The 22175-nt window shown below is 64.4% G+C and carries 26 protein-coding genes and 1 pseudogene; 12 read left to right on the top strand and 15 right to left on the bottom strand.

Annotated elements, in window-relative coordinates:
- Window positions 1-2 precede the first annotated feature (2 nt).
- A complete protein-coding gene (purS, locus tag AC13EK_RS09735) occupies window positions 3-236 on the bottom strand; it encodes a phosphoribosylformylglycinamidine synthase subunit PurS (protein ID WP_004207358.1) in 234 nt (77 codons plus the stop codon).
- 154 nt (window positions 237-390) lie between these two features.
- Here purS and AC13EK_RS09730 point away from each other — a divergent pair, with 154 nt between their 5' ends.
- Entirely contained in the window at window positions 391-543 is a 153-nt protein-coding gene (locus tag AC13EK_RS09730; RefSeq protein ID WP_004207357.1) for a hypothetical protein, read from the top strand.
- A gap of 4 nt (window positions 544-547) precedes the next feature.
- On the opposite strand, the gene AC13EK_RS09725 is transcribed toward AC13EK_RS09730, so the two are convergent.
- On the bottom strand, window positions 548-1312 hold the full coding sequence (locus tag AC13EK_RS09725; protein ID WP_338329095.1) for an AraC family transcriptional regulator: 765 nt from the start codon (window positions 1310-1312) through the stop codon (window positions 548-550).
- Between the two features lie 92 nt (window positions 1313-1404).
- On the opposite strand from AC13EK_RS09725, the gene AC13EK_RS09720 reads away from it, so the two are divergent.
- Together AC13EK_RS09720 and AC13EK_RS09715 are read left to right on the top strand one after the other, a co-directional pair.
- Window positions 1405-2619 (top strand): MFS transporter, encoded by a 1215-nt coding sequence (locus tag AC13EK_RS09720; protein ID WP_069338260.1) that lies wholly within the window; start codon window positions 1405-1407, stop codon window positions 2617-2619.
- Between the two features lie 71 nt (window positions 2620-2690).
- Window positions 2691-3443 carry a sulfite exporter TauE/SafE family protein gene (locus AC13EK_RS09715; protein ID WP_069338261.1) on the top strand — a complete coding sequence of 251 codons (753 nt, stop codon included), beginning with the start codon at window positions 2691-2693 and terminating at the stop codon, window positions 3441-3443.
- Window positions 3444-3545: 102 nt separating this feature from the next.
- On the opposite strand, the gene purC is transcribed toward AC13EK_RS09715, so the two are convergent.
- The 6 genes from purC to otsB form a co-directional block, all read right to left on the bottom strand.
- On the bottom strand, window positions 3546-4328 hold the full coding sequence (gene purC / locus AC13EK_RS09710; RefSeq protein WP_004207352.1) for a phosphoribosylaminoimidazolesuccinocarboxamide synthase: 783 nt from the start codon (window positions 4326-4328) through the stop codon (window positions 3546-3548).
- Between the two features lie 127 nt (window positions 4329-4455).
- Entirely contained in the window at window positions 4456-5730 is a 1275-nt protein-coding gene (locus AC13EK_RS09705) for an aminotransferase class V-fold PLP-dependent enzyme (RefSeq protein ID WP_277788358.1), read from the bottom strand.
- Between the two features lie 92 nt (window positions 5731-5822).
- Window positions 5823-5957: a hypothetical protein gene (locus AC13EK_RS09700; RefSeq protein WP_004207350.1), complete on the bottom strand. Its 135-nt coding sequence runs from the start codon at window positions 5955-5957 to the stop codon at window positions 5823-5825.
- A 35-nt stretch (window positions 5958-5992) separates the two neighbouring features.
- Entirely contained in the window at window positions 5993-7399 is a 1407-nt protein-coding gene (gene otsA / locus AC13EK_RS09695; protein ID WP_004207349.1) for an alpha,alpha-trehalose-phosphate synthase (UDP-forming), read from the bottom strand.
- Entirely contained in the window at window positions 7396-9165 is a 1770-nt protein-coding gene (locus tag AC13EK_RS09690; RefSeq protein WP_268801849.1) for a glycoside hydrolase family 15 protein, read from the bottom strand. Before AC13EK_RS09690 ends, otsA begins: the two co-directional genes overlap by 4 nt.
- A gap of 98 nt (window positions 9166-9263) precedes the next feature.
- Window positions 9264-10028: a trehalose-phosphatase gene (gene otsB, locus AC13EK_RS09685; RefSeq protein ID WP_069338264.1), complete on the bottom strand. Its 765-nt coding sequence runs from the start codon at window positions 10026-10028 to the stop codon at window positions 9264-9266.
- 85 nt (window positions 10029-10113) lie between these two features.
- On the opposite strand from otsB, the gene AC13EK_RS09680 reads away from it, so the two are divergent.
- The 6 genes from AC13EK_RS09680 (at window position 10114) to AC13EK_RS09655 (ending at window position 16094) form a co-directional block, all read left to right on the top strand.
- Complete coding sequence (locus tag AC13EK_RS09680; protein WP_164546042.1) at window positions 10114-10281, top strand: hypothetical protein; 168 nt, start codon at window positions 10114-10116, stop codon at window positions 10279-10281.
- Window positions 10282-10391: 110 nt separating this feature from the next.
- Complete coding sequence (locus AC13EK_RS09675) at window positions 10392-11312, top strand: LysR substrate-binding domain-containing protein (RefSeq protein WP_170828746.1); 921 nt, start codon at window positions 10392-10394, stop codon at window positions 11310-11312.
- Window positions 11313-11359: 47 nt separating this feature from the next.
- Complete coding sequence (locus tag AC13EK_RS09670; RefSeq protein ID WP_048939136.1) at window positions 11360-11602, top strand: type II toxin-antitoxin system CcdA family antitoxin; 243 nt, start codon at window positions 11360-11362, stop codon at window positions 11600-11602.
- Window positions 11602-11898, top strand: coding sequence for a CcdB family protein (locus AC13EK_RS09665; protein ID WP_069338265.1), 297 nt, complete (start codon window positions 11602-11604; stop codon window positions 11896-11898). The genes AC13EK_RS09670 and AC13EK_RS09665 overlap by 1 nt, the downstream gene beginning before the upstream one ends.
- Window positions 11899-11943: 45 nt before the next feature.
- Window positions 11944-14271 (top strand): DNA topoisomerase IV subunit A, encoded by a 2328-nt coding sequence (gene parC, locus AC13EK_RS09660; RefSeq protein ID WP_069338266.1) that lies wholly within the window; start codon window positions 11944-11946, stop codon window positions 14269-14271.
- Between the two features lie 68 nt (window positions 14272-14339).
- A complete protein-coding gene (locus AC13EK_RS09655; RefSeq protein WP_069338267.1) occupies window positions 14340-16094 on the top strand; it encodes a putative bifunctional diguanylate cyclase/phosphodiesterase in 1755 nt (584 codons plus the stop codon).
- Here the strand turns inward: AC13EK_RS09655 and AC13EK_RS09650 are convergent.
- Genes AC13EK_RS09650 through AC13EK_RS09635 form a run of 4 tightly spaced genes read right to left on the bottom strand, consistent with a single transcriptional unit; the run spans window position 16058 to window position 18994 of the window.
- On the bottom strand, window positions 16058-17269 hold the full coding sequence (locus AC13EK_RS09650; RefSeq protein WP_069338268.1) for a CCA tRNA nucleotidyltransferase: 1212 nt from the start codon (window positions 17267-17269) through the stop codon (window positions 16058-16060). The genes AC13EK_RS09655 and AC13EK_RS09650 overlap by 37 nt on opposite strands.
- On the bottom strand, window positions 17250-17861 hold the full coding sequence (locus AC13EK_RS09645) for a CoA pyrophosphatase (RefSeq protein WP_069338269.1): 612 nt from the start codon (window positions 17859-17861) through the stop codon (window positions 17250-17252). The genes AC13EK_RS09650 and AC13EK_RS09645 overlap by 20 nt, the downstream gene beginning before the upstream one ends.
- Complete coding sequence (locus AC13EK_RS09640; RefSeq protein WP_069338270.1) at window positions 17858-18424, bottom strand: DUF1285 domain-containing protein; 567 nt, start codon at window positions 18422-18424, stop codon at window positions 17858-17860. The genes AC13EK_RS09645 and AC13EK_RS09640 overlap by 4 nt, the downstream gene beginning before the upstream one ends.
- 51 nt (window positions 18425-18475) lie before the next feature.
- Window positions 18476-18994: a GNAT family N-acetyltransferase gene (locus tag AC13EK_RS09635; RefSeq protein ID WP_069338272.1), complete on the bottom strand. Its 519-nt coding sequence runs from the start codon at window positions 18992-18994 to the stop codon at window positions 18476-18478.
- A gap of 125 nt (window positions 18995-19119) precedes the next feature.
- On the opposite strand from AC13EK_RS09635, the gene AC13EK_RS09630 reads away from it, so the two are divergent.
- Window positions 19120-19503 (top strand): dihydroneopterin aldolase, encoded by a 384-nt coding sequence (locus AC13EK_RS09630; protein WP_004207337.1) that lies wholly within the window; start codon window positions 19120-19122, stop codon window positions 19501-19503.
- A gap of 204 nt (window positions 19504-19707) precedes the next feature.
- Here the strand turns inward: AC13EK_RS09630 and AC13EK_RS09625 are convergent, their stop codons facing one another.
- Window positions 19708-20655 carry an isopenicillin N synthase family dioxygenase gene (locus tag AC13EK_RS09625; RefSeq protein ID WP_004207336.1) on the bottom strand — a complete coding sequence of 316 codons (948 nt, stop codon included), beginning with the start codon at window positions 20653-20655 and terminating at the stop codon, window positions 19708-19710.
- A 99-nt stretch (window positions 20656-20754) separates the two neighbouring features.
- Here AC13EK_RS09625 and AC13EK_RS09620 point away from each other — a divergent pair, with 99 nt between their 5' ends.
- Window positions 20755-21162, top strand: a complete 408-nt coding sequence (locus AC13EK_RS09620) for an EVE domain-containing protein (RefSeq protein WP_004207335.1) — start codon at window positions 20755-20757, stop codon at window positions 21160-21162.
- A 149-nt stretch (window positions 21163-21311) separates the two neighbouring features.
- Window positions 21312-21602, top strand: coding sequence for a hypothetical protein (locus tag AC13EK_RS09615; RefSeq protein WP_010337758.1), 291 nt, complete (start codon window positions 21312-21314; stop codon window positions 21600-21602).
- A 77-nt stretch (window positions 21603-21679) separates the two neighbouring features.
- On the opposite strand, the gene AC13EK_RS09610 is transcribed toward AC13EK_RS09615, so the two are convergent.
- Window positions 21680-21982, bottom strand: coding sequence for a glycine zipper 2TM domain-containing protein (locus AC13EK_RS09610; RefSeq protein WP_010337759.1), 303 nt, complete (start codon window positions 21980-21982; stop codon window positions 21680-21682).
- Between the two features lie 68 nt (window positions 21983-22050).
- Window positions 22051-22175 (bottom strand): annotated as a pseudogene (locus AC13EK_RS09605) (IS5/IS1182 family transposase); the annotation flags it as partial.

Here is a 22175-nt window from a genome sequence, read left to right as displayed (position 1 = left end):
GCTCAGGCCACCTTTTCGATGCGATAATTTTCGATGACCGTGTTGGCCAGCAGCTTGCGGCACATGGCGTCGATATCCTCGTCGCTGGTGCCATCGGCCAGGTCCAGCTCGATGAGCTTGCCGGCGCGCACGTCGTTGACGCCGCCAAAGCCCAGGCCTTCGAGCGCGTGATGGATCGCACGGCCCTGCGGATCGAGGACGCCGCCCTTGAGAGTGACGAAGATGCGGGCTTTCATGAGGTGCAAACTCCTTGGCATGCCGCCCGCCGATGCGGGGGGATGAACTTTGCCGCTCCCCCTAGGCGCGGCGCGGCGCGCAGGCAAGAGATTATGACTTTCTTAGGAAGCTGAGGATAATCTGATCGCCGAGTTTTTTACAGGGATATGGGGCATGTCCGGTCTGGCACTGGCAATGTTTGTGGGGCTTTTTGCCTGGGGGCAGCAGATTGTGGGCTATGACGACCCGCATGGGCGGGTTCAGCTGGCGCTGTTCGCGACCTTCTGCTTCGGCTTGCTGGTCGGCTATCGCGCCAAGTCCGCCTGATCCTTTAGGGGCGATAGCGGCTGGGCGAGACGCCCAGCGCCCGCTTGAACATGGTCGAGAAATTGGCCGGCCCGTCATAGCCCAGGTCCAGCGCGATCGTCGTGATCGGTTCGCCCGCCGCTAGCCGGGGCAGGGCGGCCGACAGGCAGGCCTGTTGCCGCCATTGCGCGAAGCTCATCCCCGTTTCCTGCCGGAACAGCCGGGTGAAGCGACGCCGGTTCATCGCCAGCGCGCCAGCCCATTGGTCGATCGTCACATGGGCCTGTGGCTGTTCGACAAAGGCGTGGCAGCGCGCCGCAAGCGCGGCATGGCGTGGGAAGGGCACGGCGAGCGGGATCAGAGGCGCCCGCTCGATCTCCGCCACTAGCAACCGCATGACGAGACCATCGCGCGCCGCTTCCGCATATTCGACCGGAACATGGGCAGCCTCCACCAGCAACTGGCGCAGCAGCGGTGACACGCCGAGCACCCGGCAGGACCGGGCCAGGCCGGGATAGACGGCCTGATCGACCAGCACGCTGCGCGTCTGCACCGCGCCGACCATTCGCACCGCATGGGGCGTGCCGCCCGGAATCCAGACGGCCCGCTCGGGTGGGGCGACCCAGGCGCCCTGCGGCGTGCTCACCGCGACCACGCCGGACGCCGCATAGAGCAATTGCCCGCGGCGATGCTGATGCTCGGCCAGTTCGAAGGAGGGCGGATAATCATTGCCGATGCCGACCACGGGCCGGGGCACATGCTCATGATCGTCGGGGTGGCGCTGGTCCATCATTGTCCCGATCGCAAAAGAGATTGACCCATATGCGGAAGCGGGACGGGAAGGGAAGCGCTAATCGGTCCGGCCTCAGAAAGGAACCGACAATGAAAGAGATAAGGATAGAAAAGGCAGGCGCACAATTGGCAGCGGGCGGCACGGCATTTGGCGTGATTGTGGCGATCAGCTTCTGCCATCTGCTCAACGACATGATGCAGTCGCTGCTTCCCGCCATCTATCCGGGTCTCAAGAGCGAGCTACATCTGAGCTTCGGCCAGATCGGCATGGTGACCCTGGTCTATCAGATTACCGCGTCGATCCTGCAGCCGATGATCGGCCTCTATGCCGACAAGCGACCGACGCCGATGGCGTTGCCGGGCGGCACGCTCTTCTCGCTGGCGGGCCTGACCGTGCTGTCGATCGCGCACAGCTATGGGCTGGTGCTGGTCGGCGCGGCGATGCTGGGCGTCGGTTCCTCGGTCTTCCATCCCGAATCCTCGCGCGTGGCGCGGATGGCGGCGGGCGGTCGCCATGGTTTGGCCCAGTCGCTGTTCCAGGTCGGCGGCAATGCGGGGCAGGCGCTGGGGCCGCTGGCGGCGGCGCTGGTCGTGGTGCGCTGGGGCCAGTCGAGCCTGGCCTTCTTCGCGCTGCTGGCGCTGCTGTCGGGCGCGGTGCTGTGGAATGTCGCCAACTGGTATCGCCATCATGGCCTCAGCCGGTTGCAGGTCGGTGGTGCTGGCGCGCTGCATATCGAACTGCCGCGTGGGCAGGCGGCGCGGGGGATTGCGATCCTGCTGGCGCTGATCTTCTCCAAATATGTCTATCTCGCCAGCCTGACGAGCTATTACACCTTCTACCTGATCCAGCGGTTCGACCTGTCGGTGCAGAATGCGCAGCTCCATCTGTTCGCCTTCCTGGCCGCGGTGGCGGTCGGCACGGTCGCGGGCGGGCCGCTGGGCGACCGGTTCGGGCGCAAATATGTGATCTGGTTCTCGATCCTGGGGGCGCTGCCCTTCACCCTGGCGCTGCCCTATGCCGGGCTGTTCTGGAGCGGGCCGCTGACCGTCATCATCGGGCTGATCCTTGCCTCTGCCTTTCCCGCGATCGTCGTCTTCGCGCAGGAGCTGGTGCCCGGCAAGGTCGGGATGATCTCCGGTCTGTTCTTCGGCTTCTCCTTCGGCATGGGCGGGCTGGGCGCGGCCGGGCTGGGCTGGCTGGCCGACCATAGCAGCATCGAGATGGTGTTCCGTGTCTGCGCCTTCCTGCCGGCGATCGGCCTGCTCACCGCCTTCCTGCCCAATCTGGGACGCGAACGGAACTGAATGTCACGGGCGGGGCGGCCCAGGTCGCCCCGCTTATTCTCTTTGCGGGCAACTGCTTATAAGGCTGGGGCATGAGTCCCGACCTTCTCTATCTCGCCTGTGCCATCATCGCCGTCATCATATCGGGGCTCGCCAAGGGCGGCTTTGCCGGTGTCGGGGCGCTGGCGATGCCGATCATGGCGCTGGGAGTCGATCCGGTGCGCGGCGCGGCGATCCTGCTGCCGATCCTGATCCTGCAGGACGCGGTCAGCGTCTGGGCCTTCCGCCGCAGCTGGGACGGGCATATCCTGGCGGTGATGCTGCCCGGCATGGCGATCGGCGTCGGGCTGGGCTACTGGTTCGCGGCGCAAGTTTCCGAAACCGTAGTGCTGGGCGCTCTCGGCGCCATTTCCACCTTGTTCGGGTTACAGCGGCTCTGGGTCGAGCGGGGCGGGGCGATCGTCCTGCCGTCCAGTTCGCCGGGTTGGGTCGGCACCCTGTTCGGTATCGCCAGCGGCTTCACCAGCCAGATCGCCCATGCCGGATCACCGCCCTTCCAGATGTGGGTGCTGCCCAAAAAGCTGCCGCGCGACATGCTGGTCGGCACGACGGCTGTCGCCTTTGCTGTCATGAACTGGATGAAGGTGCCGGCCTATGCCGCGCTGGGTCAGTTCACCCACGCCAATCTGATGGCGACGGCGCTGCTGGTGCCGGTGGCGGTGGTCTCGACCTTCGCCGGCGTCTGGCTGGTCCGGCGGGTGGACGCTGCGCGCTTCTACACGCTCATCTATGTGCTGATGGTGCTGCTGGGGCTCAAGCTGATGGCGGATGCGCTGATCGGTTGAGAGGCTGCCTCGAAATGCGCGAAAGAGCGCATTTCGGAAGCGGTGCAGGCGCGCCAAAAGCGCATAAAAAAAGGCCGGCGCTGCGGCCGGCCTTTTCGTAGATCAGTCCTTCTCGCGCTTCTTGCGATGCGTGTCGAGGTCGAGGACGGTGGTGTCCAGCCCTTCGGGCAGCAGGCCCAGACGGCGCGCCACTTCCTGATAGGCTTCGACTTCGCCGCCGAGGTCGCGACGGAAGCGATCCTTGTCCAGCTTCTCGTTGGTCGCCATGTCCCACAGGCGGCAACCATCGGGGCTGATCTCGTCGGCCAGGATGATGCGGCTGTAGTCGCCGTCATAGAGGCGGCCGAATTCCAGCTTGAAGTCGATCAGGCGAATGCCGATGCCGGCGAACAGGCCGCACATGAAGTCGTTGATGCGGATCGCCATGTCGGCGATGTCGTGCATCTCTTCCTGCGTGGCCCAGCCGAAGCAGGCGATATGCTCTTCGGAGATCAGCGGGTCGCCCAGCGCATCATCCTTGTAGCAATATTCGATCAGTGTGCGGGGCAGCTGGGTGCCTTCCTCGATGCCGAGCTTCTTCGACAGCGAACCGGCGGCAACGTTGCGCACCACGACCTCGATCGGCACGATCTCGACCTGGCGGACGAGCTGTTCGCGCATGTTGAGGCGGCGGATGAAGTGGGTCGGCACGCCGATCTGGCCGAGCAGGGTGAAGATATGCTCGGAAATCCGGTTGTTGAGCACGCCCTTGCCCGAAATCGTGCCCTTCTTCTGGGCATTGAAGGCGGTCGCATCATCCTTGAAATATTGGATGATCGTGCCGGGCTCGGGGCCTTCGTAAAGGATCTTTGCCTTGCCTTCGTAGATCTGGCGGCGACGGGCCATGCGCGTTCCTGTCTTTTTCTTACAAAAGATTTTGCCCCGGCAAACGCGAATCGGAAAGGATCAGCGGGTGCCGGGGCTGCTTGGGGTGGCCCATAGAGCAATATAGGCGGGGGTGCAATTGTAGCCGCTAGGCCCCCTTCATCTTCCGATAGTCATCGAACAGGCCAAGGACGCGGTCGATGTCCGCCTTGCTCAGGAAATAGGGGGTGGCGAGGCGCAGCTTGCTGGGGTTGCCGCCGCGAATCCGGACCTTGTGGTTCTTCCAGAGCCAGTCCTGCAATTCCATCCGCTGCACCGGGGGCACGTTGACGGTGGTGATCGCGCAGCGCAGCGCCGGATCGGGCGAGGTCCAATCCTCCGCGCCGCGCTTCACCATTTCGGCATGGATATAGTCGGCGAGCATGCGGTTGCGCGCCTCGATCCGGTCCATGCCGATGCTGGTGGCGAAACCGATCGCGGCGTTGAGGCCCATCAAGGTCGGGATGCAGGAGGAGCCGATCTGCATATAGCGGTCGGCCATGCGGGTCGGATCGTCATAGCCGCCGGTCGCGATCGTGTTCCACACCCGGTCCATCACGCTCTTGTCGCGCAGATAGAGGAAGCCGGTCCCCTTGGTCGCGAACAGCCATTTGTGCATCGACCCGGTATAGAGATCGCAGCCGATATCATTGAGGTCGACCTTCATCATGCCGGGCGCATGGGCGCCGTCGAAGGCGGAGATGATCCCCTTCGACCGGGCGAGCGCGGCGATATCCTTGGCCGGCAGCACCACGCCGGTCGAGGTGCTGATATGGCTGACGAAGATGATCCGGGTTTTCGGCGTGATCGCGTCGTTGATGCGGTTGAGGATTTCGGCCGCGCTCTTCGGCGGCTTGGGCATGGCGAATTTCTTGACCACCACGCCATAGCGGCGCGACCGCAGCATCCAGGGCATTTCGCCCGATCCATGTTCCTCGTCGGATATCAGCACTTCGTCGCCCGGCTTCATGTCGAAGCCATTAGCGATGTAGCTGTTCGCCTCGGTGCAGTTGCGCAGGATTGCCATCTGCTCGACCTTCGCGCCCATGAAGTCGGCAAAGGGCTTGCGATACTGGTCCCAGGCGCCATAGCCCCAGATCGGATAATCCTCGGACCCTTCCTGGGTCATCTGCTCGGTCGTCTCGAACCCGTCGAAGATCGCCTTCAATACCGGGCGCGGCGAGGAGCCGACGGTGCCGACATTGAGGTTCACGACATCGGCCGGGATCAGGAACTGTTTGCGCAGCGCCGCCCAATAAGCATCTTCATTCTTCGCATGGAGATCGGCGGCCGGCAGCGGCACGCTGGTCAGCGCTTCCGCGCCGATCGGCGCGGCGAGCGAGGCGGCAGCGGCGCTGCCGAGGAAGGAACGGCGATCGAGCATGGACATCCCCCATTTGGCGCTCCCGAAGCCGGAGCGGCATCATGTCTGCCGCTGGTTCAACGAGGCGCAAGGGGAAATCCGCAGGGGACGCGCTACAGCACGTCGCCGAACATGAACCAGATCAGCGCCAGCCAGGCGATCAGGCCGATGCTGCCAATGATCACGCCGGATTTGGCACTGATGGCGGCCCACAGGCCGCGCGGTTCGTCATCATCTTCGCTATGCATGGCACCGGCCTAGCGGGACCGGTGCCTGATCTCAATCATTCGGTCGCCGGTTCCGGTTCGGCCTCCGGCTCTTCCTGGCGGGTCGCCGCCAGCCGATCGGTAAAGGCGCTGCGCCACCAGCTGATATCCTGCTGCTCGACGCTGTCCATCATGGCCCGCCAGCGCCGCTTGCGCTCGTCGAGCGGCATGGCCAGCGCCCGGTCGATCGCGTCGGACATCTCTTCGGGGCTATAGGGGTTGATGAGCAGCGCGTCCTTGAGCTGCATCGCTGCGCCGGCGAAGCGGGACAGGATCAGGACGCCGGGATCGTCCGGGTTCTGGGCCGCGACATATTCCTTGGCGACCAGGTTCATGCCGTCGCGCAGCGGCGTCACCAGCCCGATCCGGGCGGAGCGATAGATGCCGGCCAGCTTGTCGCGCGGATAGCCCTGGTTGACGTATCGGATCGGGGTCCAGTCGACATCGCTATATTCGCCGTTGATGCGGCCGGCGAGCGAGTCCAGCGTGGCGCGGATCTGCTGATAGCTTTCCACCTCGCCGCGCGAGGGCGGGGCGATCTGCGCCAGCACGACCCGGCGATGATGTTCGGCATGATCCTTCAGGAAGCGGGCATAGCCGTTGAACCGTTCTTCCAGACCCTTGCTATAGTCGAGCCGGTCGACGCCGACGATCAGCGAGCGATCTTGCAGCGAGGCGCGGACCTGGCGGTGCATCTCCACCGCCGCGTCGCTGGCGGCGGCCTGCTTGAACTCCTCGGCATTGATGCCGATCGGGCAGGCGACGGCCTGGATGGTGCGACCGCCGACGGTGACGAAGTCGCCATCCACGGTGCCGCCCATCTCGCGCTCGACATAATGGCGGAAGGATTCCAGCCATTCCTCGGTGTGGAAGCCGATGACGTCATAGGCGAAGAGGGTGCTGACCAGCTTGGTATGATGGGGCAGCGAGACCAGCAGGCGGGTTGGCGGCCAGGGAATGTGCAGGAAGAAGCCCATCCGGTTTTGATGGCCCCGGTCTCGCAGCATCTGGCCCAGCGGGATCATGTGATAATCCTGCACCCAGATAATGTCTTCCGGTTCGATCAGCGGGCTGGCAGTGTCGGCGAAGCGCTGGTTGACGCGGTTGTATCCGCCCTCGAAATCGCGGGCATATTCGGCCAGGTCGATGCGGTAATGGAAGAGCGGCCACAGCGTCTTGTTGGCATAGCCATTATAATATTCGTCGACATCCTGTTCTTCCAGGTCGATCGTCGCGGTCTTCACCCCGTCATCGTCGGCAAAGCCGATATGGCCGGTGAAATTGTCGGTGGTGCCACCCGACCAGCCGACCCAGATGCCCCGGCTTTCACGCAGCGCCTGCGCCAGTGCCACGGCAAGCCCGCCCTGGTTGGCGGCGCCATTGGGGCGACTGACCCGGTTGGAAATGACTATCAGACGGCTCATCGCATCACGCTCCACGGTTTGCTCAGCAAGACGGCGCAGTTGATGATGCCGACCAACGAATAGGTTTGCGGGTAATTTCCCCAGAGTTCCCCATTATGGGGATCGATATCTTCGGACAGCAGGCCGGCGGCGGTGCGGCGGGACAGCATCTCCTCGAACAGTTCGCGTGCCTCCTCGGTCCGGCCGGTGCGATGAAGCGCCTCGATCAGCCAGAAGGTGCAGACATTGAAGGCGGTCACCGGTTCGCCGAAATCGTCCGGCGCGCTGTAGCGCAACATGTCGTTGCCGCGGCGCAGATCCTTTTCCAGTGCTTCGAGCGTGCCGGTGAACATCGGATCGTCGGCGGTCAGGAAGCGCAGGTCGAGCAGTTGCAGCAGCGACGCGTCGCGCGCGTCATCCTCGAAATTGGCGGAGATCGCCTTGCTGTCGGCGCGCCAGGCGGATTCGATGATGCGGGCGCGCATGGTTTCGGCGCGGTTTTCCCAATGGGCGGCGCGCAGGGGCAGGTCGAGCGCGGTGGCGGCATGGGCCAGACGATCGCAGGCGGCCCAGCACATCACCGCGCTGTAGCTGTGGACATGGGCGCGGGTGCGCAATTCCCACAGGCCCGCGTCCGGCTGGTCATAAACCTGCCAGGCGCGTTCGCCCACCGCCTCCAGTGCCTCGAAATCGGCATGGCCGGCCATGCGCAGCAGCCGCCGGTCGATGAAGCCCTGAACCGAGGACAGCACGATCTGACCATAGGCGTCGTGCTGGATCTGTTCATAGGCGGCATTGCCGACCCGCACCGGTCCCATGCCGCGATAGCCGGGCAGGTGCGCGGCCTCCCATTCATGCAGCGTCGCATTGCCGCGCACATCGTAGAGCGGCTGGATATGGCCGCCCTTGGCACCGTCGACGATGTTGCGCAGATAAACGAGGTAGGTTTCCAGCACGTCCAGCGCGCCGAGCCGGTTCAGCGCCTCGACCGTATAATAGGCGTCGCGCACCCAGCAGTAGCGATAGTCCCAGTTGCGGCCGCTGTCGGCATGTTCGGGAATGGAGGTGGTGAGCGCGGCGACGATCGCGCCGGTTTCCTCATGCTGGCAGAGCTTGAGCGTGATGGCGGAACGGATCACCGCCTCCTGCCATTCGGGCGGGATGGCAAGGCCGCGCACCCAGAGCTGCCATTCCAGGATGGTGTCGTCCAGCATCCGCTCGATCGCCGGGCGCAGCGCGTCGGAAAACCCCTCGTCCGGCCCCATGAAGAAATGCATGTCCGATTCCAGCCGGAACCAGCTTTCCTGGGAAATGAGGCCAATGGGTGCATTGGTCGATATCCGCATCGCCATGTAGGACAGGACCATGCGGATATGGTTGGAGCCGTAGGTGATCGGGACATTTTCCTTGCCCCAGCTTGTCGTGGGGCGCAGGCGGACACGGATGCGCGGGCTGCCGGCGGCGGGGCGCACGATGCGCGCGAAGGCGACCGGGCGATACATGCGCCCCTTATGCTTGTGGCGCGGGCAGAAATCGAAAATCTCGATCGCATTGCCTTGGCCGTCGCTCTGGCGGGTGACCAGGATCGGCGTGTTGCGGATATAATGCTGCTCGACCGCGACGCAATTTTCCAGCTCGATTGCCCAGAAGCCGCGGGCTTCCTTGCTGTCCCAATGCTTGTTGTCGAGCAGGGCGGAAAAGACGGGGTCGCCGTCGACCCGCGGCACGCAGGCCCAGACCATGCGCCCGGCGCGGTCGATCAGCGCGGATGCCTGGCAGTTTCCGATCGGCCAGAGGTCGAGATCACGCTCGTTTCCGGCCAGGATATGGTCGCTGGTATCGATGATGTTCGGCCCCCTTCGTTCATGCGAATGGTGGCCGCCGGTCAGATGATCGCGGCGACCCCCTGCGCCAGATAATGCCTGACGGCGGCAACCTGTTCCAAGCCGAAGGCCGCGTGCGTGTGCCGCGCGGGCCCGACCAATATGCCATGGCCGCCCAATTGCGCGGCGGCGGCGAAACCTTCCTCGTCCGTGACATCGTCGCCGATGAAGATCGGCGTGCCGCCAGCCATCGGCGCCTGCTGCATCAGGCGGGTGACGGCGCTGCCCTTGTCGGCGCCGCCGGGGCGCAGTTCGAACAGCATCTTGCCGGCCTGCACGGCCAGGCCATGTTCCTCTGCAAGTTGATGGGCAAGCAGGCCGGCGGCCTCGCCACAATCGGGGGCGCCACGGAAATGGAGGCCAACGCTGATCGACTTGCGTTCGACCAGCACGCCGGGACGGGTGTCGGCAAAGATATGAAAGGCCCGTTCGACCGCGTCTATGGCGGGCAGGCGGGGCGGCGCATCCGGCGCTGCGCCGGGCGCGGCAAATTCAAGGCCGTGGGTGCCGGCAAGCAGGAAATCCTCAAAGCCGAAATCGCGCAGCGTGGCGATCGACCGGCCGCTGACGATGGCGAGGCGTCCGTCCAGCTTGCGCCGCAGCGCCGCCAGCAGGGCGAGCAGATCGTCATCAACATGTACCCCGTCGGGCGTGTCCGCGATCGGCGCCAATGTCCCGTCGAAATCGAGGAACAGGGCGGCGCCGGTCAGCAGCGCGGGCGGGGGAGCGGGAAGATCGGGCAGAGGGGGAAGAGCGGTTTCGGGCACGGCCTAAAGGTGGCGCCTGTACCGGAAACCGCAACCCCTGTTTTGCCCCTTGCCGGGATTTTCACGATTGGCAGGGGCGCTTGCATTGGCGTTCATCGGCCCAGGGCGCGCTCCATTCGATGCGGTGAAGCACCCGAAATGCCTGCATCACGCGATGCAGGAAATGGTCGGCACTTTTGCTGATTTCTTCATGGCTGTCGTTCCACAGCCGGGCGTCATATTGATCGCGCATCACTGTTCCTTCCGTCCATGATCATCGCCGGGCGCGGATGGCCGCCGGCACCGCTGTCTCTGCCCGAACGGCACGCTTGGCGCCAACAAAAGCATGGACAGCATAGATAAGCCTGGCTTATCGAATGGCGCATGTCGCCGCTGCCGCCCCTGTCCGCCATTCGCGTGTTCGAGGCCGCCGCGCGGCTGGAAAATTTCACGGCCGCCGCGCAGGAGCTGGGGATGACCCAGGCGGCGGTCAGCTATCAGGTGAAATTGTTGGAGGAGCGGCTGGGCATCAGCCTGTTCCAGCGAACCGGGCGCAAGGTGGCGCTGACCGAGAAGGGGCGCGAGATCGCGCCGATCCTGACCCGCGCCTTCGACCAGATGCGGCAGGGCTTTGCCGCGCTGACCCAGGATCATTCGGCGGTGCTGAGCATAAGCTGTACCAACAGTTTCGCGCATCTCTGGCTGGCGCCGCGGATCGGGGCTTTCCAGATGCGCCACCCGAACCTCGCAGTGCGGATCATGGCGGATGACGCGGTGGTCGATCTGGCGCGCGACGGCATCGATCTGGCGGTGCGCGGCGGCAAGGGCGAGTGGCCGGGGCTGGAGGCGAAGCTGCTGACCCATAACCGGCTGGTGCCGATGTGCAGCCCGGCCTGGCGCGACCGGCACGGGCCGATCGCCGATGCGCAGGCGCTCCATGCCCTGCCGCGCCTCTCGCCCGACGACATGTGGTGGCATGAATGGTTCGCGGCGATGGGCGTTGAGGCCGACCCGGCCGATGGCCCGCCGGGCATCGCGCTCGACAGCCAGGTGATGGAAGGGCGCGCCGCGATCGCCGGGCAGGGTGTCGCCATCCTCAACCATTTCCTCTGGAAGGCAGAGGTGGAAGCGGGGCAACTGGTGGAGGCGGTGCCCTCCTATGTCCGCGAGATTGCCAGCTACTGGCTGGTCTATCCGCCCCATGTCCGCAACACGCCCAAGATCAAGGCTTTTCGCGACTGGATCAGCGCCGAGTTTGCTTCCGCCATCGCCGCCGATCCGGACGCGCGTTTCTTGCCGCGTTGAGCGTTCATGCGTATATCTATGCGCATGTTGTATGCAGGAGTGCCGGTATGACCAAGCAGGAGCGGATCGGAGCGCGCAAGGCGACCAACCTGTCGCTCGACAGTGCCTTGGTGGAGGAAGCCAAGGCTCTTGGCATCAACCTGTCGCGTGCTTGCGAAGATGCCTTGCGCCAGGAGATCGCGGCAGAACGTGGTCGGCTATGGCAGGCGGAGAATGCCGAGGGGATCGCGGCGTCGAACGCCTATGTCGAGAAATACGGACTGCCGCTCGAAAAATATCGGTTGTTCTGATGGCGCGCTTTCACGCGCACCGATTGCCCGACGGCGCCTATGTGCTGGACTGTCAGGCAGAATTATTATCGCATCTTACCACCCGTTTCGTCGTGCCGTTGGTGCCGATCGCGCAGGTCGGGACGCCGATGGCGCGGCTCAATCCGCGCTTCGATGTTGAGGGGCAGGAATTGGTGATGATGACGCAATTTTCCGCAGCGGTGTCGGCGCGTTCCATCGGCAAGCCGCTATTGTCGCTGGAGCAGCATCATTATGTCATCACCACCGCGCTGGACATGCTCGTCAGCGGCTATTGAGCAAATCCGTTTCCGTTTTGCCCCCGTCCTGCTAAGCCACTCCCGATGACCGATTTTCGCGACCCGTTCGACGCTATCAAGGACCATCCTTTCGACGCGGCGCTCTCGCAGCGCTATCTGGTCTATGCGCTCTCCACCATCACCGCGCGTTCGCTGCCGGACCTGCGCGATGGGCTGAAGCCGGTGCATCGGCGCCTGCTCTGGGCGATGCGGCTGTTGCGGATGGAGCCGGGCGGCGCGAACGCGGACATTCTGGTCGCCAATCCGGCGCGCAACACCACCAGCTACAAGAAATGCGCCCGCGTCGTCGGCGATGTCATCGGTAAATATCACCCGCATGGCGACGCGTCGGTCTATGACGCGATGGTGCGCCTGGCACAGGATTTCTCGCTGCGCACCCCGCTGGTCGATGGCCAGGGCAATTTCGGCAATATCGACGGCGATAATGCGGCGGCCATGCGCTATACAGAGGCGCGGTTGACCCAGGCGGCGGCCGATCTGATGGCGGGCCTTGACGAAGGCACGGTCGATTTCCGTCCGACCTATAACGGCGAGGATGAGGAGCCGGAGGTTTTTCCCGGCCTCTTCCCCAATCTGCTGGCCAATGGCGCCAGCGGCATCGCGGTCGGCATGGCGACCAGCATCCCGCCGCACAATGTCGGCGAACTGCTGGATGCCGCCACCTTGCTGATCGACAGCCCGGAGGCGGACGACGCCGCGCTGATGGAGATCGTCAAGGGGCCGGACTTCCCGACCGGCGGCGTGCTGGTCGATAATCAGGCGATCATTTCCGAAGCCTATCGCACCGGGCGCGGCTCCTTCCGCACCCGTGCCCGCTTCTCCACCGGCCGCAACGAGGATGGCAGCTGGGAAGCGGAAGGGATCGAGAAGCTGGCCGGGGGTACTTGGCAGCTGGTGATTTCCGAAATCCCCTATCAGGTGCAGAAGTCCAAGCTGATCGAGCAGATTGCGGCGCTGATCAACGACAAGAAGCTGCCGATCCTGGAGGATGTGCGCGACGAGAGCGACGAGGCGATCCGCATCGTCATCGTGCCCAAGAGCCGCAACGTCCCGGTCGATATCCTCAAGGACAGCCTGTTCCGGCTGACCGACCTGGAAAATCGTTTTCCGCTCAACCTCAACGTGCTCGACGCCAGTCACACGCCGCGCGTGCTGGGGCTGCGCGCGGTGCTGGTCGAATGGCTCAAGCACCAGATCGAGGTGCTGGTCCGCCGGGCGCAGCACCGGCTGGAGAAGATCGCCGCGCGGCTGGAACTGCTCGACGGCTATATCATCGCCTATCTCAACCTCGACCGGGTGATCGAGATCATCCGCACCGAGGATGAGCCGAAAGAAGTGATGATGGCCGAATTCAGCCTGACCGATCGTCAGGCCGAGGCGATCCTCAACATGCGGCTGCGCAGCTTGCGCAAGCTGGAGGAAATGGAGCTGCGGCGCGAACATGCCGAGCTGGTCAAGGAACAGGCGGAGCTGGAAAAGCTGGTCGAGAGCCCGGCCCGGCAGCGCACGCGGCTGAAGCGCGACATTGCCGACCTGCGCAAGCGCTATGGCCCCGATACGGTGATCGGCCGGCGCCGCACGCTGGTCGAGGAAGCCGGCCCGGCGCGTGAGATCCCGCTGGAGGCAATGATCGAGCGCGAGCCGGTGACGGTGATCCTGTCCGAACGCGGCTGGATCCGCGCGATGAGCGGGCATCGTGACCTGGCTGCGGCCGATACGCTGAAGTTCAAGGAAGGCGATGGCCCGCAATTCGCCTTCCACGCCTATACCACCGACAAGCTGCTGATGGCGACGTCGAGCGGGCGCATCTACACGCTGGGGGCGGACAAGTTGCCGGGCGGGCGCGGCTTTGGCGACCCGGTGCGGATGATGGTCGACATGGACGATCAGGGCGGCATCGTCGCGCTGATGCCGGCCAGGACGGGCGGGCAATTGCTGCTGGCTTCGTCCGACGGACGCGGCTTCCTTGCCGATGTGGCGGATATCCTGGCGGAGACGCGTAAGGGCAAGCAGGTGGTCAATGTCCGCACGGGCGCGAAGCTTGCTGTGGTGCATGCGGTCGATCCGGAGGCGGACAGCATTGCCGTCATCGGCGAGAACCGGAAGCTGCTGGTCTATTCGATCATCGAAATGCCCAAGATGGCGCGCGGGCAGGGTGTGCAGATGCAGCGCTATCGGGACGGCGGCCTGTCCGACGCGATCGCTTTCCGCCTGAGCGACGGGATCAGCTGGGCTATGGGCGGCGAGACCGGCCGGACCCGGACCGAGGCGGACATGACGCCATGGCGGGTCGCACGCGGCGCCGCCGGTCGCATGCCACCGACAGGCTTCCCGCGCGACAACAAGTTCTGACGCAAATTCAGCACCATCGGCAGATGTTCGTTTCCCGAATATTTACCCTTGGCGGATAAGGCAGAGGCATGAAAGCCATGTCGGTGCGTAGCTGGCCCCCTGAACAGACCAGTGGCCTCCCCTTGCCCGGGGGTGATGACACGCATCTGCCGCACATGATCGGAGCGAGCGAATGGCTCACCGCCCTGTCGCAGGCTGCGGCGATTTTATCGTGTGAAAACAATGCTATAAACATTGTCGAGGCGAATGAGCCGTTCCTCAAGGCGTTCCGGGAACATCGCGAACGTACGGCCGCAACGGCCCAGGCATCGGCCGAATGGCGCGCGCGCGTCACTGGTTTCGCCCAGTCGGATCGCGATTCGGAAAGTTTCGAAATTCGCCGCGATGGCAAGCTTGGCCCTGAATATTTTCTCTGCACGCTCGGACGGCTGCGGGCCACCGGCGCGCGCACCGAACAATTTCTCTTCACCGCGATCGATCGCACCAGCGAGCGGACGATGGAGAAGAATTTGCGGCGCGAGTTGCTCTCCGACGGCCTGACCGCGCTGCCCAACCGCACCGGCTTCGGCGAGGAGATTGACGATCGGCTCGCCAATGGCAGCTGGCCGGGCAATGCCCAGTTCGGCATTATCGCGATCGACCTCAGCCGCTTCAGCCGGGTGAATGAATCGCTGGGTCCGATGGCAGGTGATGAACTGCTGATCACGGTCGCCAAGCGGCTCAAATCCTGCCTGCGCCAGGGCGATGTGCTGGCCCGTATCGGCGGCAATGATTTTGCCATTTTCGCACGCTTGAACAATGGCTTGTCTGACTCTCTTCAGATTGTTCAGAGGATCAGGGAGGCGCTGAGTTCGCCGATCCGCCTGTCCGACCTGCAGATCCGCGTCGATTGCGCGATCGGCTGCGCCCTGTCGACGCATCTGGAGGATGATCCGGACGATGTCGTCCGCAAGGCGCAGGCGGCGGTCAAGATCGCCAAGCGCACCGGCAAAGTCGAGATTTACCGCAATGGCGTGCTCAAGGAAGCGCAGCGCCGCTTCTCGATCGAGAGCCGACTGCGTGATGCGCTGGCCCATGGCGGGCTGACCCTGGCCTATCAGCCGCTGATCCATCTCCAGACCGGCGAAATTACCGGTTTCGAGGCGCTGGCGCGTTGGGATGACCCGGAACTGGGCCATGTCTCGCCGGTGGAGTTCGTGCCGGTCGCGGAAGAGAGCGGTCTCATCACCCCGCTCGGTCGCTGGGCCGCCTATGAAGCGGCGCAGGCGCTGAGCCGCTGGGACGCGAAATTCGGCCAGGCCCTGCCGGTCGGCGTCAACGTCAACCTGTCGCCGATCCAGATGGCGCGCGACGATGTCGCATCGATGTTCGAGGAAGCGCTGCGCTATTCGGGCATTGGCGGCCATCGCCTGACCGCCGAACTGACCGAAAGCGCGATCATCGCCGATCCGGACAAGGCGCGCAAATTGCTGTTCGCGCTCAAGGATCTGCAGATGCCGATCGCGATGGACGATTTCGGTACCGGCTTCTCCAACCTGGCGAGCCTGCACAGCCTGCCGATCGACATCCTAAAAATCGATCGAAGTTTCGTATCCAACATGCTGGAAGATCACGATAAAGCCGTGATCGTCCGCACCATATTGTCACTGGCGGAATCGCTCAACCTGCGGGTCACGGCCGAGGGTATAGAAACCCAGGAACTGGCCGACATGCTGCAGAAGATGGGCTGCTGGCAGGGGCAGGGCTATTATTTCGCCCGCCCGATGAGCGAAGCCGATGCCTTCGACTATTGGCGCGTGCGCTGGAATTTCGAGACGATCTGATCGGCGATTTCGCCGACCCGGTCGGCGTCGGGGAAATCCTCCGCCACCCATGATTTCTGCACTTCCTGCAAGGCACGGGCGACGTCCGGGCCGGGCTGGAGGCCGCGCGCGATCAGCGCGCCGCCGCCGATCGGCAGGCTGGGCGGCGTCCAGCCGTCGAGCGGGACCAGTGCCGACAGGGACGCTGCGGGATCGAGCAGGATGCGGTCGATCGCGCCTTCCACGCCGACCCGGTGCGCCAGCGCGCGCGGGCCTTCGGGTGCGGAGGCGGTTTCGAGCGCGGTGATCAGCCGCTTGCGCGCCTTGTTGGAGAGTTTCAGCCGTGCGCCGATCTGGTCCGCCAGCGCCGCGTCTGCCGGCACCAGCGCGGCCAATCGGCGCAGCGCCGATGGTGCCATGCTCGCCTCATTCTCCCGCGCGATCAGTTTCGCCAGTCGGTCGATGCCTTCGTGCGTGATTTCGGGCAGAACCGGCAGCCAGATGCCGCCGTCCACCATCAGGCGCAGCGCCGGCACGGGATCATTCACCACCAGCAATTTGAGCAGTTCGTCGGCGATCCGCTCGCGCGACAGGGCCATCAGGCTGTTGGCCGCGGCGACGCAGGCATCATAAGCCGATGCGTCAACTTCGTTGTCACCATAGCGGGCCAGGAAGCGGAAATAGCGCAGGATGCGCAGATGATCCTCGGCGATCCGGGCGCTGGCATCGCCGATGAAGCGCAGGTGCCGGGCGTCGAGATCGGCCACGCCGCCGAAATAGTCGCTAATCGCGCCGGTCAACGGATCGGCATAGAGGGCGTTGAAGGTGAAGTCGCGACGAGCGGCATCCTGCTGCCAGTCGTCGGTATAGGCGATGGTGGCGCGGCGGCCGTCGGTGCTGACGTCGCGGCGCAGCGTGGTGATCTCGACCGGCCCGTCGGGCAACACGGCGGTGATCGTGCCATGCTCGATCCCGGTCGGCACCGCCTTGATCCCGGCCGCCTTCAGCCGATCGACCACATCCTGCGGCATCAGGCTGGTGGCGATGTCGAGATCATTGACCGGCAGGCCAAGCAGCCCGTCGCGCACCGCGCCACCGACATAGCGGGCACGGCCCTGGTCGGCGTCGAGCGCGGCGAGAAGGCCGGAAAGGCCTGAGCGGTGGCGCCAGGGGGCGTCAGGAAGAATGCGGGTCATGGCCGAGCCTGCGGGAAAGATTGGCGAGGATGGCAGCGGTCACGCCCCAGATGCGGCGGCCCTGCCAGTCGATTTCATAATATTGCCGCTCGATGCCTTCGAACATCAGGCTGCGGCGCACCCGATTGGCCGGATCGAGCGCATAGTCAAGCGGCAGTTCGAACCAGTCGGCCACTTCGCCCGGCTGGGCGCGCAGCGGCAGGTCGGGCGGGATGACGCCCAGCACCGGGACGATGTCGAAGCCGGTGAAGGTGTGATAGCGATCGGAGGTGCCGATGATGTCGACCCTGTCGGAGGGCAGGGCGATCTCCTCCCGTGCCTCGCGCAGGGCGCCGGCAATCTCGTCGACATCGTCCGGATCGACCCGGCCGCCGGGAAAGGCGACTTGCCCCGCATGCTTGCGCAGCTTTTCCGAACGCTGGGTCAGGATCAGGCCGGGATTGGCCCGGTCGGTGATCGCGACCAGCACCGCGGCGGGGGCCAGCGCCATGTCGCCGACGATGCGCGGATCGCGGGTTTCGGACGGAAGCAACTGGATGTCGCGGCTATGCCCGTCGATCAGTGCGGCGCGCAGCCGCTCGGCCAGCGTCATGCCGCGCCGTCCAACGGAAAGAAGCGGCCTTCGCTCCACAGGCCGACCCGCTCGCCTTCTTCATCCAGGGCCAGGTTCATCAGTTCATAATAGACGCTGCGCACGATCAGCGCGTCGAGCCCGGCACGGACGTGGAGATAGGGATGGGGACCATCATCCTTCTCGCGCAGGGTCAGCGCGTGGTCGGGGCCGACCGGCACCAGTTCGCCGGTGTTGAGCCGGAAGGCGAGCTTGCGGCTGGCGCCTTCGCCCTCGCTCTTGAGTTCGACCGCAACGAAGGGAGCATCCTCGACCGCGATGCTCAGCTTCTCGACCGGGGTGACGAGCACATAAGAGCCGTCGCCCTCACGCCGCAATATGGTGGAAAAGAGCCGCACCATCGCTTCGCGCCCGATCGGCGATCCCTGATGGAACCAAGTGCCGTCGCGCGCGATCCGCATCTCGCTGTCGCCGCAATGGTCGGGATTCCATTTCTCGACCGGCGGCAGGCGCTTTTCGGCGGCAAGGCGGGCAATGTCGGCGAGCGACAGGTCGGCGAGGTCGGGCAGGGGCTCCATCGGCATGAAAAGCAGATAGGAGCGGCCGGCCCGCTTGGCAAAGGTCTTTCGGTCGGGTCAGGCGGTAACGGTGATTCGCGGCGACAGCATGCCGGTTCCGCCGACCGGGCGGCCATCGACCGACAAGGCGAGCAGGCGCCGGGGCTCGAACGGGCCGGGGCAATCCCAGCCGGCGGTGCCGTCGGCGGTGAAGCCCCAGAAGCGGCCATAATATTCCGGATCGCCGATCATCATCAGCGGTTCGCAGGTCTGGGCGCGGGCGGCGGCGACCACTGCATCCATCATCGCGCGGCCGTGGCCGCCCTTCTGATGTGCTGGCGCAACCGCGACCGGGCCGACCATGATCAGCGGCATTTGGCTGCCATCCTCGTGGGTTAGCGCCACCGGCCAGCTCTGTAGCGATCCGATCAGGGCGTCCTTTTCATCGAGCACCGCAAAGGAGAGGGCAGGCAGCCAGGGCATGCCGCCACGGATCAGATAGGCGGTGCGGCCGTGCCGGTCGGGACCGAAGGCGGCGTCCAGCAGGCCCTCGACCGCGTCGGCGGGCTGGCTGTCGAGGGGAAGAATTGCTGACATGTCTTGCCGATCCGCCATCAATGGCGCATGGACCGCGCCGGAAGCGGCGGGCCTATAGCGTCCATGCCGCAAAAGGAAAGATCAAACTGGACCCGCGCCCTTCGCGCGACCGGACATGGCGAGCTATGGACAGCATTTTTGACGATTATCTGACGCTGGAGGTCAACAACCTGCACGTCGACGTATTGACCGGCATCTATTCGGAAGAGACGCATCTGCCCCAGCCGCTGCGCATCTCGATCCGGGCCAAGCTGCGGATCGCGGACCATTATGATCCCGATACGCCGCTCAGCGAGTCGAAAAACTACATGGACCTCAAGCATGCCGCGTCGACCGCGCTGCCCGAGGGGCTGCACTTCACCCTGATCGAGGGGGTGGCCGATCATATCATCGAAACCATCTTCCTGCAGGACGACAAGGTCCGCCATGTCGAGGTGAAGATCGTCAAGCTGGCGCTGAGCGAACGGGGCGAGGAAATCGGCATTACCCTGGGCCGCGGCCGGAAATAAGCGCTGCTTGCGCTGGGAATGAAAGGCCCGCCGCTGCCGGATGCAGCGGCGGGCCTTTTCGTAGGGCCTGTTTGAGAAATCGCGAAAGAGTGATTTTTCGTTACGGTGCCAGCCCGCTCCCCCGCCCAACCACCCGACAGGATGACACTGGATCGGGTGGCTGGGCGGGGGAGCGGGCCGGTACCGACTTTCTCAAACAGGCTCTTATGCCTTCTTGATCAGGCCGATCTCGATCAGCCGCTCGGTCAGATAGTCATGTGCACTGATCGGTTCCTCGCGGCGCGGATTGTCCGGCGTCACGCATTGCGGCAGCGCATCGATCATGAAGTCCGGGCGCAGATGCAGGAAGAAGGGCATGGAATAGCGCGAATGGCCGCGCCGTTCCGGCGGCGGATTGACGACGCGGTGGCTGGTCGAGGGCAGCACATGATTGGTCAGCCGCTGCAGCATGTCGCCGACATTGATCGCGAGCGCGCCCGGCGGCGGCACGACCGGCAGCCAGTTGCCGTCGCGATCCTTCAACTCCAGCCCGCCTTCCTCGGCACCCAGCAACAGAGTGATGAGATTGATATCCTCATGCGCGCCGGCGCGGATGCCCGGCGCCTCGGGCGACACCGGCGGGTAATGGAGCAGGCGCAGGATCGAGTTGCCGTCCTTGATCGGGCCGTCGAACCAGCGTTCGGGCAGGCCGAGATACAGGGCGATCGCCGACAGCAATTCAGCGCCGACCCGGTCGAACTCGGCATAGAGCGGCGCGAACACGTCGCGGAACGCCGGCATTTCGGTCGGCCAGACATTGGGTGGCATGGTTTCGGCGAGCGGATCGCCGGGCGCAAGGTCGCGGCCGACATGCCAGAATTCCTTGAGGTCATTCTCGCTCGCGCCCTTGGCGATCTCGACGCCGAAAGCGGTGTAGCCGCGCTGGCCGCCATTGAACTTGGCATCATAGGCGCGCTTCATTTCGACTGGCTGGGCGAAAAATTCGCGGGCCAGCGCCCATCCCTTGTCGACCAGCGCCTGGTCCATGCCATGGTCCTTGACCATGGCGAAGCCGAAGCGTTGGAAGGAACCACCGAAGGCGGCGGCGAAATCGCCCTTGCTCATCTCTGCCATGGACAGGACGGGCACCTGGTCCAGCACGGATTGCGACACGTATATTCTCCAGATCGATTTGGCTTGCGGATGATATAGCGATCAGCCGCGATGGTTCCCATCCTTGATCGTCCTTGGCGCCTGATGCAAGGATGCGGCATGAACTACTGGCTGATGAAATCGGAACCCGACGTCTTTTCCTATGCCGACCTGGTCAAGAAGGGGAAGGCGGAATGGGACGGGGTGCGCAACCACGCGGCCCAACTGCACATGAAGGCGATGCGCAAGGGCGACCTGGCCTTCTTCTATCACAGTAATATCGGCGTCGAGGCGGTCGGCATCATGGAGATTGTCGAGGAAGCGGCGCCGGACAGCACCGACGAGACCGGCAAGTGGATCGCGGTACATGTTGCGCCGCACAAGAAACTGGATCGCCCGGTGACGCTGAAGACGATGAAGGCGGACCCGGCATTGGCCGACATGGTGATGTTGCGGCAATCGCGCCTTTCCGTCGCGCCGCTGACGCCGCAGCAGTTCGAGCATATCGTCGCCTTGTCAAAGGCTTAGAAAAACGAGAGCGTCTCGATTGCGTTTCGCGCAACTGGAACGCCCTTTTTTGCGATTGTATGAGTTTTTGCGCTGCAACATATGGGCGGCAACAGAACAGAATGTCCAAGAGGTGTTTGAGGGCATTCACAAGGAGCACACCCATGCGAATGCTGTCCAAGTTTGTTGTCGCCGGCGCCCTGAGCGCCATCGTTGCCGTCGCTGCCCCCGCCAATGCGCAGGACGCCGCCAAGCAGCGCTTCACCCACGAAGGTTACACCTACGTCTATGACGTCAAGGATACCAAGACCGGCAAGGTGATCTCGGGCCGTCGTTACCCCGACGCCGTCGCCTTCAACCTGCAGGTCAAGGGTGACAAGGTTTCGGGCGTCTCGGGCGGCCAGACCGTGTCGTTCAAGGTCGATGACGCGCGCGGCGCGGCTTCGGGCGCGACCAACTAAGCCATTTGGCCTCGGCCATCAAAAAGGGCGGCTTCCCATCGGGAGGCCGCCCTTTTTCGTTGTCCTTGACGACGGGATCAGCGGCAGCGGCGCTTGCTGTCGATTTCCTTGCCGAGCAGCGCGCCACCGGCAGCGCCCAGGATCGTGCCGGTGGCGCGGTCGCCACGGGTATCGATCGCTCGGCCGACCAGGGCGCCGCCGACGCCGCCGACGATCAGGCCGGTCGTGCCATTGGACTTGCGGCAATAGGTGCGACCATCGCGACCGCGCCATTCCTTGTAGCGGTAATGTTTGCGGGCCTGCGCGCCGTCCGTGGGAACGGCCATCGACACGGGAATGGCCAGCGACAGGGCGGCCATGGCCATCAGGGCGTTACGCATAATATCTCCTCCGAATTGCGTTGTCAGCCGATTGAACCCCTGCCTATTGACCTAAGGCCTGTGGGGATTCATCGAGAGTTGATGACGGCTGCGGCGAGGTAGATGATGGCCTCGAAGCTGCTGTCGGTTTTGCAGGCGCGCATGGCGATGCGTTTGAACTCTTTGAGTTTGCAGAAAAAGTTCTCGATCAGGT

This window comes from Sphingobium sp. L-44 (assembly GCF_056859495.1).
Note: the sequence above shows the minus strand (reverse complement) of the source record. Positions and strands in the feature narration are given on the sequence as shown.